Annotated in this window: 9 protein-coding genes and 1 pseudogene; 4 read left to right on the top strand and 6 right to left on the bottom strand. The window is 74.5% G+C overall.

Annotated elements, in window-relative coordinates:
• The first annotated feature begins 447 nt into the window (after positions 1 to 447).
• Both murC and msrB read left to right on the top strand, forming a co-directional pair.
• Positions 448 to 1839, top strand: coding sequence for a UDP-N-acetylmuramate--L-alanine ligase (murC, locus tag ACIRVK_RS05515; protein WP_404244093.1), 1392 nt, complete (start codon positions 448 to 450; stop codon positions 1837 to 1839).
• Between the two features lie 13 nt (positions 1840 to 1852).
• Complete coding sequence (msrB, locus tag ACIRVK_RS05510; protein ID WP_404244092.1) at positions 1853 to 2260, top strand: peptide-methionine (R)-S-oxide reductase MsrB; 408 nt, start codon at positions 1853 to 1855, stop codon at positions 2258 to 2260.
• Between the two features lie 63 nt (positions 2261 to 2323).
• Here the strand turns inward: msrB and ACIRVK_RS05505 are convergent, their stop codons facing one another.
• The 4 genes from ACIRVK_RS05505 to ACIRVK_RS05490 all read right to left on the bottom strand — a co-directional run bounded on the left by ACIRVK_RS05505 (position 2324) and on the right by ACIRVK_RS05490 (position 11223).
• A complete protein-coding gene (locus tag ACIRVK_RS05505; protein WP_404244091.1) occupies positions 2324 to 4204 on the bottom strand; it encodes a trypsin-like serine peptidase in 1881 nt (626 codons plus the stop codon).
• Positions 4205 to 4373: 169 nt separating this feature from the next.
• Positions 4374 to 8423 carry a TIGR02680 family protein gene (locus ACIRVK_RS05500; protein WP_404244090.1) on the bottom strand — a complete coding sequence of 1350 codons (4050 nt, stop codon included), beginning with the start codon at positions 8421 to 8423 and terminating at the stop codon, positions 4374 to 4376.
• A complete protein-coding gene (locus ACIRVK_RS05495; protein ID WP_404244089.1) occupies positions 8420 to 9661 on the bottom strand; it encodes a TIGR02678 family protein in 1242 nt (413 codons plus the stop codon). The genes ACIRVK_RS05500 and ACIRVK_RS05495 overlap by 4 nt, the downstream gene beginning before the upstream one ends.
• Entirely contained in the window at positions 9658 to 11223 is a 1566-nt protein-coding gene (locus ACIRVK_RS05490; protein ID WP_404244088.1) for a TIGR02677 family protein, read from the bottom strand. The genes ACIRVK_RS05495 and ACIRVK_RS05490 overlap by 4 nt, the downstream gene beginning before the upstream one ends.
• A 117-nt stretch (positions 11224 to 11340) precedes the next feature.
• On the opposite strand from ACIRVK_RS05490, the gene ACIRVK_RS05485 reads away from it, so the two are divergent.
• Positions 11341 to 12126: a YqjF family protein gene (locus tag ACIRVK_RS05485; protein WP_404244087.1), complete on the top strand. Its 786-nt coding sequence runs from the start codon at positions 11341 to 11343 to the stop codon at positions 12124 to 12126.
• Positions 12127 to 12137: 11 nt separating this feature from the next.
• Here ACIRVK_RS05485 and ACIRVK_RS05480 read toward each other — a convergent pair whose 3' ends face one another.
• Complete coding sequence (locus tag ACIRVK_RS05480) at positions 12138 to 13181, bottom strand: YbhN family protein (RefSeq protein ID WP_404244086.1); 1044 nt, start codon at positions 13179 to 13181, stop codon at positions 12138 to 12140.
• Positions 13182 to 13383: 202 nt separating this feature from the next.
• On the opposite strand from ACIRVK_RS05480, the gene ACIRVK_RS05475 reads away from it, so the two are divergent.
• Positions 13384 to 14877, top strand: coding sequence for a glycoside hydrolase family 3 N-terminal domain-containing protein (locus ACIRVK_RS05475; RefSeq protein WP_404244085.1), 1494 nt, complete (start codon positions 13384 to 13386; stop codon positions 14875 to 14877).
• A gap of 10 nt (positions 14878 to 14887) precedes the next feature.
• Here ACIRVK_RS05475 and ACIRVK_RS05470 read toward each other — a convergent pair.
• Positions 14888 to 16158, bottom strand: a pseudogene (locus tag ACIRVK_RS05470) (glycosyl hydrolase).
• Between the last annotated feature and the right edge of the window lie 7 nt (positions 16159 to 16165).

Raw genomic sequence — 16165 nt, 5'->3', positions numbered from 1 at the left:
GCATGCTGCCACCCCGCGCCGCCCCTCCCTGTGCCGCTTCACCCCGCTGGGCCGCCGTCACTCCGGAGCGCGTCGCCCCGGGCCCTCGCCGCGCCCGGGCTGTCTCGCCCTGGCCGGGGTGCTTCGTGCCCGGAGGGGCGGACCGCGCTGCCGCGCTGTATCGGTCGAGCGCGCCGCGCCGGGTTCGGAGCGTGTCGCCCCGGGCCCTTGACTGGCCCGGGCTGTCTCGCCCTGGCCGGGGTGCCTCGTGCCCGGAGGGGCGGACCGCGCTTCCGCGCTGTATCGGCCGAGCGCGTCGCGCCGAGCAGTGGCGCCCCCTGGCGCGCTCCCAGCGACCTCGCTGGTGCCGTGCCGGGTGCCCCTTGAGGGGGCTGGGGGTGTGGACGGCATAGGGTGGGTGCGTTCCGTCGTAGGACGTTTGATCATCGCAGCTTGGGAGACATACGCATGGCACCCGGTACCCTTCCTCCCGCCATGGACCGGCCGCACTTCATCGGTATCGGCGGCGCCGGGATGTCGGGCATCGCGAAGATCCTCGCGCAGCGCGGGGCCAAGGTGGCGGGCAGTGACGCGAAGGAGTCCGCGACCGCCGAGGCGCTGCGGGCCCTGGGTGTCACGGTGCACATCGGGCACGCGGCGGAGCACCTCGCCGACGACGCCAGCTGTGTGGTCGTCTCCTCGGCGATCCGCGCCGACAACCCCGAGCTGGCCCGCGCCGCCGAGCTGGGCGTCCCGGTCGTCCACCGCTCCGACGCCCTCGCCGCCCTGATGGACGGCCTGCGGCCGATCGCCGTCGCCGGTACCCACGGCAAGACGACCACCACATCCATGCTGGCCGTCTCCCTGTCCGAGCTGGGCCTGAACCCGTCGTACGCGATCGGCGGCGACCTGGACGCGCCCGGCTCCAACGCGCTGCACGGCGAGGGCGAGATCTTCGTCGCCGAGGCCGACGAATCGGACCGCAGCTTCCACAAGTACGCGCCCGAGGTGGCGATCGTGCTGAACGTGGAGCTGGACCACCACGCCAACTACGCCTCCATCGACGAGATCTACGAGTCCTTCGAGACCTTCGCCGGGAAGATCGTGCCAGGCGGGACCCTGGTGATCTCCGCCGATCACGAGGGGGCCGGGGAGCTGACCCGGCGACTGGCCGGTTCGGTCCGGACGGTGACGTACGGCGAGGCCGAGGACGCCGACGTGCGGGTCGTCTCCGTCGTCGCGCAGGGGCTCAAGAGCGAGGTCACCGTCGAGATGGGCGGCTCGCCGCTCACCTTCACCGTCTCCGTGCCCGGCAGGCACTACGCGCACAACGCCGTCGCCGCCCTCGCCGCCGGTGTCGCGCTGGGCGTCCCCGCCGGCGAGCTGGCGCCCGCGCTGGCCGCGTACACCGGCGTCAAGCGGCGGCTGCAGCTCAAGGGCGAGGCCGCCGGGGTACAGGTGATCGACTCCTACGCCCACCACCCGACGGAGATGACGGCCGACCTGGAGGCGATGCGGGCCGCGGCGGGCGAGGCCCGGATCCTGGTGGTCTTCCAGCCGCACCTGTTCTCCCGGACGCAGGAGCTCGGCAAGGAGATGGGGCAGTCGCTGGCGCTCGCGGACGCGTCCGTCGTGCTCGACATCTACCCGGCCCGTGAGGACCCGATCCCCGGGGTCACGAGCGAGTTGATCATCGAGGCCGCGCGGGCCGCGGGCGCGGACGTGACGGCGGTGCGCGACAAGGACGCGGTGCCGGACGTGGTGGCGGGAATGGCGAGGGCCGGTGATCTCGTTCTCACCATGGGTGCGGGCGACGTCACCGACCTCGGACCGCGCATCCTGGACCGTCTCGCGAAGTAAGGGGCTGAGCTTCATGGCGTACGACGTCGACAAGCCGGACGAGCAGTGGCGCGCTGAGCTGACGCCGGCCGAGTACGCGGTGCTGCGGCAGGCCGCCACGGAGCCGGCGTTCACCGGTGAGTACACCGACACCAAGACCACTGGCGTGTACTCCTGCCGCGCCTGCGGTGCCGAACTGTTCACCTCCACCACCAAGTTCGAGTCCCACTGCGGCTGGCCGTCCTTCTACGACCCGAAGGACACCGACGCGGTGGAGCTGATCGAGGACCGCTCGCACGGCATGGTCCGCACCGAGGTGCGGTGCGCCCGGTGCGGTTCGCACCTCGGGCACGTTTTCGAGGGTGAGGGCTATCCGACCCCGACCGACCAGCGGTACTGCATCAACAGCATCTCGCTGCGGCTGACGCCCGCCGAGGGCTGACACGCGGGAGCGCTCTTCGCCGGCCCGGCCGTGCCGGGTCGGCCGAGTGCCCGACGTTCTCTTTCACGGTCCGGCTGCCGCGAGGACCGTCTCCGTGCCGAGGCTGCTGCCGGAGTCCCCGTACAGGGACAGACCGCCGTCGGACCAGCGCACGAGGTAGTCGTCGGACCGGGTGTCGGTGCTCGTGAAGTCGCCCGCCAGAGTGACCCTGGCGTGGGTCCACCGCGGGCTCGCCGCCTGCAGCCGCACCTCGCCGTGGAAGCCGCCTTGGTCTGCGTCCGGGTACAGGGTCAGGGAGCCGTCGGACCAACGGACCACGAGATCCGACTCGTCGGTCCCGGTGAAGTCGGCGGACGCGAGGGAAGCGGCATGCGTCCAAATGGAGTTGGGTGCCTCCAGCCGGACGGTGCCGTGCGGGCCGGTGGAGTCGATGTTCCGGTAGAGCGTGATCTCACCGTCGGACCAGCGCACGATCAGGTCGTCGGGCCAGCGGTCGTCGGTGGTGTAGCGGCCGGCGGTCATGGCGACCTCGTGCTGCCACAGGGTGCCGGACCTGACGATCCTGATCTGGCGGTGCAGACCGTTCGCGTCGACGTCGGGGAAGAGGGTGAGGCTGCCGTCGGTCCAACGCACCAGCAGGTCGTAGGTGTTGGCTCCGGCGAAGTCCCCGGCGGTGAGTGAGACGGCCTTCTTCCAGGTGCTGTTGGGCGCGACGAGCTGGATCTCCTGGTCGAACCGCCCGTTGCCCGCACCCCGGTACAGGGTCAGCTCGCCGTCCGACCAGCGCGCGATCAGGTCGCTCTTGTCCGGGTCGGGTGACGGCGTGGGCGTGAAGTAGCCGGAGGTCATGAGGGTGGCGTGGGCGAGCGTCGAAGCGCCGGGAAGCACGTTGGGACGCGCGGGGGCGATGCCGGCGACCGCGGCGTCGTACAGGTTCTGGATGCTCGAGTCGAAGACGGGGCTGTAGGAGACGTCGGCGGTCGGTCCGCCCGTGTCCCAGCCGCCGATGTCACCGACCACGTCACCGGTGCCGCTGTTCGGATCGAAGTTCGCCAGGAACGGGCCGCCGCTCGTGCCGCCCCGGAAGTCGTCGCAGGCGATCTGCAGGTACGAGCCGGGGGTGCCGTCCGTCGGGGTGTACAGCGTGGTCTGGTTGTCGCACATCAGCGGCTGCGAGTCGGCGCCCGGGTAGCCGATGAGCCGGACGCTGGGGAAGACGGCGCCGCGCCCCGTGGCCAGCGTGTTGCCGCCCACCACGTCCTGCACCTGCTTGCCGTCGCTGCGCGCGCCGACCTGGACGAACGCCGTGTCCCACGGTGCCCCCCGGACACGCCCCCGGTCGTAGTAACGGCCGTCGATCCAGACCCGGCTACGACCCTCGGAGTCGGTGGCGACGGGAAAGACCCCGTACGGCTGGGGGGTGGCGGCGGTCCACTGGGGGACGAAGGCGAACGAGCCGCCGCCGGCGCGGGCGTCCATGCAGTGCCCGGCGGTGAGCACGATGTCGTGGTGCGGGCTGTTGATCACGCTGGCGGTGCAGAAATAGGCACCGCTGCCGGTCTGCATGTACATCCGGCCGATCATCGGCAGCCCGCCGAAGTGCGAGCTGCTGGGCCCCGTTCGGCCCGTGCCCTCCGCGCTTGGGGTGGAGGTCCCGGCTGCCTTGCCGGCCGTGGGTGACCTGCCGTCCGGGAACGGTTTCGCTGCCAGCATGCGGCGCGCGGTCCAGAACTTGCCGGCCGCGGACGCCGTCCAACGGGGCACGCCGGGTGGGCGGGGCGGCGCCGTGACCGGTATCGCGGACGCCGACACCCCTGCGGCACCCGTGGCGCCTGCCGTGCCGGCCCCGGCGACGAGTGTCCCGCACAGCGCGAGGAGCGCCGTGACGGCGGCGATGAGGAAGGCGCGGCGTCGACCGGCACGGTGCAGCTGTGATGTGCGCAATGTCCCCTGCCATTCCCCCGCTTGGCGTGCTCAGCACGCAACGGCCGTGACCGGCAAAGCGTATGGGACGCATGTGCGGTGATGGAACAACGAGGCGATCGACGACATGGTGAACGCTTACGGAACGTCGGCTACGCAGTCGGTGGCGGAACCACCACCGCAGGACGCCTCACCCGGCGACCTCTTCGGGCAGCAGGCCGGTGCCGTCCCACACGAAACGGGCGGTGGTCACGGCGTCGTCGTCCCCGTCGGTGATCAGCTGGTGGACGGCGATCCCGTCGAGCTCACGGTACGTGCACCACTCGTGGTCGGAGGTGAGCAGCAGGTCCAGGTCGAGGGAGCACAGCAGGGCGAAGACCTGACCCCGGTTGGTGGCGTCCACACCGACGAACACCTCGTCCAGCAGGATCAACCGGGGCGCCTCGGGCACCGCGTGGTAGTGCGCGGCGACCGTCGCGAACAGGGGCAGATGCAGCGCGATGGCCTTCTCGCCGCCCGAGAGCGCGCCGTGCAGCTGCTTCGTCAGCAGCTGCCAGCCCTTGCCGTTCCCTCGGTCGAGCCGCACCACGAACCGGTGCCAGGCCGTGTAGTCGAGGACCCGCGCGAGCTGCTCCTCCCAACTGCCCGCCGTCCGGCTGGCCCTGGCCTCCTCGACGCGCTCCCGGAAGAACCGGTGCAGCGCCTCCTGCTCGGCGTCACTGAGCCCGGCCGGGTCCCTCAGCACCAGGTCGCGGGCGGCCCGGGTGCCGGGCGGCAGCGCGGGGTCGACCTGCCACGCCAGCTGTACGGCGACCCGGGAGGCGGTGCGGACCCGTTCCAGGCGGGCGTTCATGGCGTCGACCAGCTCGTTCGCCCCACGGATGCGCGAGGCCAGACGGCGCCGGACGTTCCCGGTCAGGATCCGGTCGAACAGGCCCCGCTCCCCGGCGGTGAGGTCCGCCCGCCCCCGGTCGCGCTCCTGCGTCAGCGCCGCCAGGAGATCCGACGCGCCCAGCGGGGTGCCGTCCACGGACGCGGTGAGGACGTGCAGGTCCCCCCGCGCCTCCAGACGCACGTCGACCCGCTCACCCAGGGTCACGGCGGTGGCGTACCGGGTCTCCGCCAGGAGCTCCAGGGCGTCCGCGATGTCCTTCGGGGAGTGCGGTACGGCAGGGAAGCGGTCTGCGATCGCCCGCGCCGCCTGCACGGCCGCCACCGCTGCGTCGGGCGCCGGTGGGCCTTCCTCGAACCCGGCGTCGGCGCCCAGACCGAGCGCGAGACAGTGCCGCAGCCGCTCGGCGGCCGTGTCGCGGACGGTGATCGCGAGGTCCCGCTGCTCGAACGCGACCGCCCGCTGGCTCTCCAACGAGCCGATGATCGTGGCCAGTTCGAGGAGGGTCTGGCTCAGCTGCCGCCCGGTGCGCTCGAGCCGTCCGGCCTCGGTGCGCAGCTCCTCGATACGGCCGAGGACGTCTTCGTACGGCGCGCCCGCGGCGCGCTCCGCCTCCGCCACCGCGGCCGTCAGGGAGCCCGCCTCGGCCTCAGACTCGCGGCACTCGGCCATCCGTTCCTCGGCGCCGCGCCCCGCCCGCCCGGCGCGCCGGGCGGCCTCGGCGGCGGCCCCGCTCAGGGCGGCCAGCCGCACCGAGGCCAGCAGCCACCGTCCCGCCGCCTCGCGCAGCGTCTCGGTGTCCTCGACCAGCCCGTCCAGCGCATTCCCATCGGCGGGCAGGCCATGCTTCGTGGCGAGCGCGTCGAGGCCCTCGCGGGCCCGGGCGACCTCGCGCTCCCGGTCCGCGAGCACCCCTGCGGCCGTGCGTACGGCGTCCTCGCGGGCGGCGGCCTCCGCCTCGGCCCGGTCCAGGGCGCGGCGGGCGGCGCTCACCGGACCGTGGTCGGGGCGGCCCTGCCGCTCCACGTCCAGGGTGCGACGCCGGTCCGCGAGCAGTGCGAGCTCGTCGGCACAGGACCCGATCGCCGCGTCCAACTCCCCTATGCGGGCGAGGAGTTCGTCACCACGGCGGAGGCGGGCGCGCTCCCGGGCCGCGGCTCCGATGTGGGCCGGTTCCGGCTTGGCCCAGCTGCCGGTCGCGGCGGCGAGCCGCCAGGTGCCGTCCGCGCCGATGGCGGCCGCCGGACCGTCCGGGAGCGTCTCGCCGTAAGCGATCGAGGACAGCAACCGCTCGATGCGCGCTGCCAGCACGGGGGCGTCGGCCTCCGGTCGCAGGACCTCCGTCAGGTTCCGGCCGGCCACCGACGCCGGGGCCCACTCCGCCTCCGCGAACGTGTCGTGCCCGACGGCCACCAGCCCGCCGAACGGTCCGACCCAGGCGTCGAGCAGCCCCGACGCCTCCAACGCGGCCTCGACGGCGGCCTGTTGGGCGTCCGGCACGGTGTCGTGGAACGCGACCAGCCGCCACAGCGGCGCCCCGGGCAGCGCGGCACGATCAGCGGTACGGGTCCGCGCCGGTTCGGGCACCGGCTCGCCGATCTCCTCCGACCGGGCGGCCCGCTCGGCCGTTTCCGTGCGCTCCGCGGTGAGGTTCTGGTGGCGTTGCCAGGCCAAGGTCTCGGCAGCGGTCAGCTCGTGCTCCACGGCCCGTGCCACGGCCTCCGTCACCGCGAGGGTCCCGGCCTCGGAGGCGGCCTGCCGTGTCAGTTCGTGTGTGGCGGACTCGTCGAAGCGCAGTCCGGTGCAGTCGCGCGCCCACTGTTCGAGCCGTACGGCCTGGGACTCGACCGCCGCCGCGTACGCCCCCGCCGCCTCCTCGCGGCGTGCGCCCGCCTCGGCCAGCGCCGTCCGCGTCGCCTCCAGGCTTTCCTCGGCCGCCGCCCGGGCCCGCACGGCGGCTCGATGGGCGTCGAGGGCGCCGCGCACCTCGGCGATCTGCCCGAGCCGGGCGCGCACCGCGCCGGAGACCAGCTGACGGGCGCGGTCGTCCTCGCCGTCCGCGAGCGCCGCCGCCGTCTGCGCCCACACCGCCGCCAGCCCGGCCGCCTGAGCGGCCCGCCCGGTCTCCTCCTCGGCGGCCCGGGTCCGGTCCTGCTGCGCGGCGGCCTCCTGCTGCGCCGCGGCCGCCAGCCCCGCCTCCTCCTCGGCCTCGGCCCGCGCCGCTTCGGCCGCGAGGCGCCGCTCCTCGACGGTGGCCTCGACCTGGCCGATTCGCCGGCGCAGCCGGTCCAGTTCCCGGCCCTGGCGGTACTCATCCGAGGCGGTCAGCACCTCGATCCGGGACACCAGTTCCCCGGCCAGCGCCTCCGCCTCGGCCAACTGCCCCTCGACCTGGTCCCGTTCGACCAGGGCGCGCTCGAAGGCGGCGTCGGTCTCCCGGGCGGCGCGCGTGCGGTCGTCCAACTCGACGGTGGCGGACGCCAGGTCGGCGGCGCGGGCGCGCAGCACGCGCTGCGCGTACGTGCGGCCGCGCTCGGCGAGCCGCCCGGCGGCCTCCACCCGCTCGTCCAGGCGGGTCAGTTCCTCGCGTCCGCGGTCCAACCGCTCGAAACCGTCGGCCAGTTCGGAGATCTCGTCACCGTCCAGCGGGGGCAGGGCGCGGGAGAGCAGGGTGGACAGCAGGGACGGGTCCAGCCGCTCTGACAGTTTCGGGGTGCGCAGTTGCAGCAGCGCCGTGATCAGCGCCTCGTACCGCTGCTCGGACATCCCCGGGAACAGGGTCTGCCGCACCGCCTCCCGGTAGTCGGCGGCCGTGTCGTGCACCTCGCCCCGGTCGGCCAGCGCCTCCTTGAGCCCGGCCACCGAAAGCGGCTGGCCCGCCTCGCCGACCAGCTTCGGCCCGTCGGCCGTGCCGATGCGGTCCCGCAGGGTGAAGAAGTCGACGCCCACCGAAGTGGTGCGGGCGGTGGCCTGGAGCCGGGCCCCGATGGTGAACCAGCGGGGGCCGTCGGACGCGTCGGTGCGGAACTCCAGCCACACGTAGCCGACCCGGGTGACGCCGGTCGCGCCCTCACCCATGAGGTTCCAGTGCATGGTGCGCTCGGTGCCACCGAACGTGGACAGCCTGCTGGGCTTCAGGCTCGCGTCGAACAGGAAGGGCAGCAGCACCTCCAGCGCCTTCGACTTGCCCGTGCCGTTGGGGCCGCGCAGCAGCAGGCGGCCCCGGTGGAAGGCGAACACCTCGTCGTAGTACCGCCACACGTTGAGCACACCGGCCCGCGACGGGCGCCAGCGTCGCGTGCCCCGGCGGCGCGGACCGGGGACCCCGGCCGGCTCGGTCACCGTCATGCCTGGTCCTCTCCGTCACGCCCGTCGATGCCCGCCAGCCGGTAGCGCGCCGCCGCGGGCCGGGCGGCGACCCGGTCCCCGGTGCGGCGCGCGAGGCCGAAGCGGACGAGCACCCCCACCGCGTCCTCGGCCAGCCGCGCCGCGCCGTCCTCGGAGTGATACGCCCTGCCCCAGGCGGGGAAACGGGCCAGCAGGCCCTGCGCGGCGGCGGTCAGCCGTGCGCTGGAGCACCCCTCGGCGCTCCCCGTGAGCTCGTCGAGCAGCAGCAGGGCGGCGACCTTGGCGGGAGAGGAGTCGTCCGGGAACCTCTCCTGCGTGGCCACCGCCTCCGGATCGGCCAGCAGCCAGCCCTCGGCGCGTTCCTCCAGCACGAAGCCCGCCTGCTCGGCGGCGCGCCGCAGCACCTGACGCCCTGTCGGCGAGGACAGGTAGCGCGACTGGTCCTCGGTCAGCTCGTCCCGGTGGACCACCGGATCGTCGAAGAGCCGGCGCAGCACGGTGTGCCGCAGCCACAGCGTGCGCTGCGCCGCCGAGGGCTCCTCCTGCCCACCGCCGTAGCGCCGCTCCGTGGTCAGCGCGGTCAGCACCCCCCCGAAGCGGCCCGCCACTTCGCCGGGGGCGGTGCCGGCGGCGGAGAGCCGTGACGGGCTGACCGGCGCCGCGATCAGCCGCGACAGCACTTCGGGCCGCACCTCGTACAGCACCTTCGCGTCGGCCGACTCCGGGTACGCCTCCGTCGCCCCGTCGAGCACCGTGACCGCGCCGTACGACTCCAGCAGGCGCAGCACGTCGACGAAGGCCACCCGGTCATCGCGCCGTGCGGGGTCGAAGGCGGGCAGCGCCTCGCCCTCGGCCGACGCCCGCGCCACCCGGTCGGCCAGCAGCCCCACGGTCGTCACCGGCAACGCCAGCAGTTCGGCGCAGGTGACGCAGAGCAGCACGTAGCGGCGCCGGTCAAGCGGTGCGCGGCCCGGGCCCGGCCGGTGGGCCGGACGGTCCCCGGTGCCGTACGCGCGGATCTTGGAGAGCCGGGCGCGGCCCCGGCGGGGCTCGACGACCAGCGGCCAGCCGAGGGTGTGGTCGAACCACCGGGTCAGCGGCTCGCGGCGACGGCGCACCAGGTCGAAGGCGTCCGGGTCGTCCTGCTCGGTGAGCAGCGGACGGGCCAGCAGGACGCGGATGCCCCGGGCCACCTCCTCGCGCTCGGCGACGACCAGTTGGTTGGCGAGATTGCTCATCCGGCCATGCGTTTCTGCTGTTCGTTCTCGTGTGGGTGGTGCGCCGCGCCGCCCGCCGGACGGATCTCGAGCACGTAGTCCGGGGCGGTCAGCCGCCCGTGCGAGGTGCGCAGCAGTGCCCGACCGGGCCCGTCCGGCGCGCGCAGCAGCACCTCCACCCGGCCGTCCGCGGTGACCGCGCGCCGCACCCCGTCGCTGCCGGGGCGCACCGCGAGCGCGCGGCCCAGCAGGTCGAGGAGCCGTTCGAACACCCGGTGGTCCAGCCGCCCGACGTGCGACAGCCGCACCGGCGCCGTCGTCCTGAGCAGATCCCAGGCCGCCTCCAACTCGGCCCGCTCCGCCCGGGCCCGTTCGGCGCGGGCGCTCTTCAGCGCGGCGACGTCCCGTACCCGACCCGGGCGGGTGAACCGTTCCGTGCGCCCGCTGGAGCGCAGCAGCGCCGACACCTCGACCGGCGGGGCCTGGCCCCAGCCCGCCGACGCCGGCACGACCTCCGGGTCGGGGTGGACGAGGTGCGCGTGGCGGGCGGGGCCGAGTCCGAACGCCGTCGCCCACAGCCGGTGCAGGTCCTCCTCGGACGGGGCGAGGGCGAACCAGCGGGCCAGCTCCCGGAAGTCCGCGGCGGCGCCCGACGACCCGGGCCGGGCCTGGTCGATCCCCTCCCGCGCCTCCAACAGCGTCACGATCGCCCGCTGTGCCACCTCGCGCAGCCGCTCCACCCGGGGCGGCGCACCGTCCGTGGGCAGGAACCAGGCACGCAGCACCTCCCAGCGGGACCGCCGCTCCCGCAGCCAGAAGGGGGCCGGGTCACCAGCCGTGAGCGGGGACAGCTCGGCGCCGGCGAGCGCCCGGGCGTGCAGCGGATCCACGCCCCGTTCCTCGACCCGGGCCAGCGCGACCGCGACGGCGTCGGCGCTTTGGTCGAGGTGGCTGAGGAACTCCTGCAGATACGCCACGGTCGCCGCCTTGCCCTCGCGGAAGGCGGCCGGGTCCGTGCCGGAGGCGTGCAGCAGGCGCTGCACCTCGCCGTGGAACGCCCGGGTGTCGGAGCGCAGGGCGTCCAGATGCCCTTCCAGCTCCCGCAGCGTGGTGCAGATCCGGCGGTCGCCGGAGGCGGGGTCCTCCGACAGCGCGGCCAGGGTGTGCAGCCGGTCGGCGATCGCGTCCAGGACCGCGGTCCGCGGGGCACCGGACGGGGCGGTGAGCGCGGTGAGCGCGTGCCGCACCCCGGCGAGGGCGGCCTCGCCGAGCCGGGTCAGGGAGTACCGCAGACTCCGCCGTTCGTACTCCTCGGCCGTCCGGGGCTCGCCCGCGTGGTCCTGTACGGCGTCCAGCAGCCGCCACGCGCGCAGTTGCCCGAGGGCCCCCGCCAGCTCCTCGTCCGCGAGCGCGGCGAAATCCCCCGCACCGTGCAGCCGTTCACGCACCTCGTCCAGGGACAGCGCGGTCACCAGCAGCTCGTGCGCCTCGCCGAACGCGTGCAGGATCGCGCTGAACAGCGGCGCCCGCTCGTCCGTCGTGAACCGGAACATGTCGGCCGGAACCCGCACTGCCTGATCCACCCGACCTCGCCGCTTCCTGTCCTGGTCATGTCCTGACCAGAGTACGGTGAGGCGGCCGGTGCCCGAGCGGCTCCCCGCGCGCCTTCCCCCGCCCCGGCCCCTTGCGATACTGGTCCCATGCCGCCGACACCCCCCTCACGGCCGCAGAGCCCCGTGCCCCCGCAGCCCGTCACCCCGGACGCGCCGGAGGCGATAGCCCGCCCCCTGCTCACCCAGTCCTGGCTCGAACTGACCTTCGTGCACTGGGCGGTGGACCCGGGGGACGTGGCCGGGCTCCTGCCGCCCGGGACCGTCCCGGACACCTTCGGCGGGGTCACCTACGTGGGGCTCGTGGCGTTCCGGATGCACCGGGTCGGCTGGCTCCGGCTTCCCGGGGTGCCGTATCTGGGGACCTTTCCCGAGACCAACGTCCGGCTCTACTCGGTGGACGGGCACGGGCGGCGGGGCGTGGTCTTCCGCTCGCTGGACGCGTCCCGGCTGCTGCCGGTGGCCGTCGGGCGGCTCGGGTTCCGGATGCCGTACGCGTGGTCGCGGATGGCGGTCCGCGCCGACGGGGACACCGTCACGTACACCAGCTCCCGGCGGCTGCCCGGTCCGCGGGGCGCCGGTAGCCGTATCGCCGTGCGGGTGGGCGAACGGATCGAGGAACCGACCGGGCTGGAGCACTTCCTGACCGCCCGCTGGGGCATGCACGGCACGTTCTTCGGCCGGTCGACGTACCTGCCCAACGCGCACCCGCGCTGGGCCCTGCACCGGGCCGAGCTGCTGGAGTGCGAGGAGGACCTGGTGGCCGCGGCGGGGCTGGCCGCGCCGGTGGGTGAGCCGGTGAGCGTGCTCTACTCGCCCGGCGTCCCGGCCCGCTTCGGCCGCCCCGCCCGCCCGGCGGGCATTCCGACCCCGTGAACGGGCTGGCGTCACAGCACCTTTCGCTGCACCAGCGCCGACAGCACCAGCGCGCCCGGCAGCAGGGGCAGCCACACCGTCAGGACGCGGTAGCCGATGAGGGTGGCTGCGGCCAGCTCCAGCGGGGTTCCGAACACCGAGAGGGTGTACACCATCGCGGCGTCCACGGGCCCGATGCCGCCCGGTGCGGGCACCGCGCCGACCGCGCTGCTGGCGGCGAGGAACGCGAAGGCGACCTGCGCCCAGGTCAGCGTGAGGCCCAGCGAGGCGCCGACCGCGTGGATCACGCTGGCCTGGAGCAGCGGCGCGGCGGCCGCCCCGCCCCACAGGGCGAGGACCCGGGCGGGCCGGGTGTGCAGCACGCGGACGTCCGTGAGCGCGGCGCGGACGCCGTCGAGCAGGGGGCGGCGCAGGCGTCGTACCGTCGCCAGGAGTACGGCGGCGAAGACGAGGGCGAGCGTCGAGCCGCCCGCTATCAGCGCCGACGTCCGCTCGTCCGGGACGAGGCCGCCGAGCCCCGCCGGCCCCGGCAACGCGAGCAGGAAGACCAGGAGCACCGCCGTCTTCGCGATCGGCCGGACGAGCGAGTACAGGGCCAGGGAGGCCGCCGCGCGGGCCGGCGGGATCCCGCGGCGCAGCAGGAAGCGCAGGGTGACCGCGTGCGCGCCGAGGCTCGCCGGCAGGACGTGGTTGGCGGCGCCGGCCGCGAACTGCGACGCGATCAGCAGCCCGGTCGGCAGCCGCTCCGGCAGCGCGCCCTGCCGGACGCAGGCCGCGGACAGCCAGCACAGGCAGGTCAGGACGAACGCGACCGTCAGCCACCCCGGGTCGGCGGAACCGAGCCGGGCGGTCCCGTTCCGCAGCGTCCGCCAGTCGACCGCCGCCCAGACCCCGATCAGGAGCAGCGGCAGGAGCACGAGGGCGCGGCGGGCGAGCGTGGCGAGACGGGGAGCGGACCCGGCTGCGGGACCGGTGGCGCGCGGGAGCGCGGAGGGGAGCGGTGTTCCGGGCGTGGCGTCGAGCGGGAGCACGGCGGAACCGTTCCCGCCCGGCATGACGCCGTGGTGTCCGGGAGCGGAAGGGCCGGGGGCGGGCGGACGACGGTGCGGCCGCAGCCGGTTTTCGGTCGGGCCGGCGATGCGAACGTTGTCCTGGCCGCCGACCTGCGGTGACGTCCCGGAGGCCAGTGGTCGTTGGTGAATCAATCATCCAACGAAGGGTTGACTTCCGGCTGAGCGAGTCAGAAGAATCCCAGAGGTGACCCCTCCGCACGTCTTCGAGACCCGCCCCCCGTCTCCCGTCTCCTCGGACCTGGACGAGGCCGTCCACCGCTGTCTCGTCGCCGGCTTCGAGGGCACCACGACCTTCCCAGACACCCTGAAGCGGCTGATCGACCGGGGCCTCGGCGGGGTCATCCTGTTCACCCGCAACGTACGCGACGCCGAGCAGGTCCGCGAGCTCACCGACGCGCTGCGCGCCATCCGCCCCGACCTGCTGGTGGCGATCGACAACGAGGGCGGCGGCATCGGCCACCTCGTCGGCGCCGGCGCCCCCGAGGTCCCCGGCTCCTACGCCCTCGGCGTCGTCGACGACCCGAACCTCACCGCCCGCTGCGCCGACGCCCTCGCCGGACACCTCGCCACCCTCGGCATCACCGCCTCCTACGCCCCGGTCGCCGACCTGCAGCACCATCCGCTCAACCCGATCGTGCGCACCCGCTCCTTCGGTGCCGACCCCGGCCTCGCCGCCCGCCACCTGCATGCCTGGATCACCGCGACCGAGGCCCGGGGCATCGCCTCCTGCGCCAAGCACTTCCCCGGCCACGGCGGCACCGAGACCGACAGCCACCACGACGTGGCCGTCGACTCCCGGCCCCGCGACGAGCTGAGCGTCGACCTCGAACCGTTCCGCGCGGCCGTCGCGGCCGGGGTGCCGATGCTGATGAGCGCGCACGTCGTCTTCCCGGCGCTGGACGAAAACCGCCCCGCCACCCTCAGCCGCCGCATCCTGGGCGACATCCTCCGCCTCGACCTCGGCTTCGAGGGCGTCCTGGTCAGCGACGCCCTGGAGATGAAGGCGATCGCGGGCCGTTACGGTGAGGCGGCCGGCGCGCGGATCGCGCTCGCCGCGGGCGCGGACCAGGTCATCGTCGCCGTACCCGACCTGGAGGTCACCCTGGCCTGCCGGGACGAGGTGCTCGAGGCGCTGCACTCGGGGCGGCTGTCCGAGGAGCGCGTCTGGGAGGCCGCGGGGCGGGTCGGGCGGCTCGCCGAGCGGTACGCGACCCCGACGCTCGGGCCGGTCGCCGCCTGGGACGCCGGGGCCGGCCTGGAGGCGGCCCGCCGCGCCGTGCGCAGCCGGCCCGTGCCGGCGCCGGTGCGCGGCGCCCATGTCGTCGACCTGTTCCCGCCGCCCCACCCCGCGCTCAACTGGGGCGGCGAGGACCTGCTCACCGAGGTGCGCGCCGTCGACCCCGGTGCCTGCGGTACGGCGGTCAGCGGTGAGCCCGCCGACCCGGCCGCCCTCGCCGACGGCGTCCTGCGCGTCGCGGCCGGTTCGCCGCTGGTCGTGGCCACGTGCGACGCCGGGTTGCACCCCTGGCAGGCGGAGCTGCGCGACACCCTGCTGGCCCGGCGTCCGGACGCGGTCCGCGTGGACACCGGGCTGCCCGAGGGCGGCGACGTCCACTCCTACGGGCGCGGACGGGTCAACCTGCGGGCGGCGGCGGAGGTGCTGGCGGCGGAGTGCTGACGCCGCACGGTCACGGCCGTACGGTCTTCTCGATCCCGCGTGCGGCCAGGTGCCCGGCGTCCTCCGCCCGTTCGGCCAGTACCACCGCGGGGCGCCCGCCCTGTCGGCGCAGGCGCATCCAGGCCTCGAAGTACTCCCCGCCCGGGCCGGAGACGGAACGGGTGGCGGGCGTGCAGTCCAGTACCAGGGCCGTGGCGCGGGGCTGGGGGACCGGAGGTCGCGCGCGCAGGCCGGCGACGGTCTCCGCCAGTGCCTCGGCGATCGGTTTCGGGTGGCCCGCCGAATCGAACAGGCCCAGGGTGTACTCCAGTTCCGGGTAGTCGGCCAGCGAACGGTCCACGTCGTGGGAGCACCACCAGGTCACGCCCCACAGGTCCGCGCACTCGGCCGCGTTGAGGACGGTGGCGCGCGCGAAGTGCGGGGCGTCGGCGGCCGGGATGTGCGGCTCCGGGGCGCCCGTCTCCTGGACCCAGACCGGGCGGGCGGGGTCGTCGGCGTACGCCTTGGCCAGCTCCGTGCCGTACTCGGCGAGGTGCAGCACCTCGAAGGAACCGGAGCCGTAGCGGCCGGCGCAGTTCGCCGAGAACACCCACGGGTGCACGGTCGTCACATCGCCCTTGCGGGCCGAGGCCTGCGGCGTGAACGGGTGGTCGTCGCCGTACCAGGCGGCGTCGTAGGCGGAGTGCGTGGCGAGGTGGCCCGGGCGCAGGCCCTGGCGGGCGGCCGTGAGCAGGGTGTCGAGGTAGTGGTCGACCTCGTCCACGCTCACGGGGTTGTGCTCGACCAGGTTGTTGAGCTCGTTGCCGAGCTGGAGTCCGATCAGGTTGGGGCGGTCGGCGAGAGCGCGGCCGAGGGTCCTCAGCAGTTCGGCCTGGGCCTCGACGGCCTCCGGGTCGGTGAAGACGTTGCGGTGGTGCCAGCTGCGGGTCCACTCCGGGTAGAAGTCGAAGCTCGACAGGTGCCCCTGCACGCCGTCCACCATGACGTCCAGGCCCGCCTCACCCGCCAGGTCGACGAGCCGGACCAACTGGTCGACGGCCGCCGCGCGGATGAGCGTGCGGTTGGGCTGGAGCAGCGGCCAGAGGTGGAAGACGCGGATGTGGTCGAGGCCCAGGCCGGCTATCTGGGCTAGGTCCTCGCGGGCGTGGTCCGGGTCGAAGTCGTACCAGGAGTGGAACCAGCCGCGGCGGGGCGTGTAGTTGACGCCGAAGCGGAGCGTAGGGATGGGATCCTCCTCGGGTCGGAACGGGGCTTGTCCTTGCTGAATGTATCAACCACCATGGTCGGT

The sequence above is a fragment of the Streptomyces sp. NPDC101152 genome (genome assembly GCF_044768275.1).
GTDB lineage: Bacteria > Actinomycetota > Actinomycetes > Streptomycetales > Streptomycetaceae > Streptomyces.
Note: the sequence above shows the minus strand (reverse complement) of the source record. Positions and strands in the feature narration are given on the sequence as shown.

Coding starts and splice junctions, on each gene's coding strand:
- ACIRVK_RS05500 (WP_404244090.1), bottom strand. CDS start 8,423: ATGACGGTGACCGAGCCGGCCGGGGTCCCCGGTCCGCGCCGCCGGGGC.
- ACIRVK_RS05495 (WP_404244089.1), bottom strand. CDS start 9,661: ATGAGCAATCTCGCCAACCAACTGGTCGTCGCCGAGCGCGAGGAGGTG.
- murC (WP_404244093.1), top strand. CDS start 448: ATGGCACCCGGTACCCTTCCTCCCGCCATGGACCGGCCGCACTTCATC.
- ACIRVK_RS05485 (WP_404244087.1), top strand. CDS start 11,341: ATGCCGCCGACACCCCCCTCACGGCCGCAGAGCCCCGTGCCCCCGCAG.
- ACIRVK_RS05480 (WP_404244086.1), bottom strand. CDS start 13,181: ATGCCGGGCGGGAACGGTTCCGCCGTGCTCCCGCTCGACGCCACGCCC.
- msrB (WP_404244092.1), top strand. CDS start 1,853: ATGGCGTACGACGTCGACAAGCCGGACGAGCAGTGGCGCGCTGAGCTG.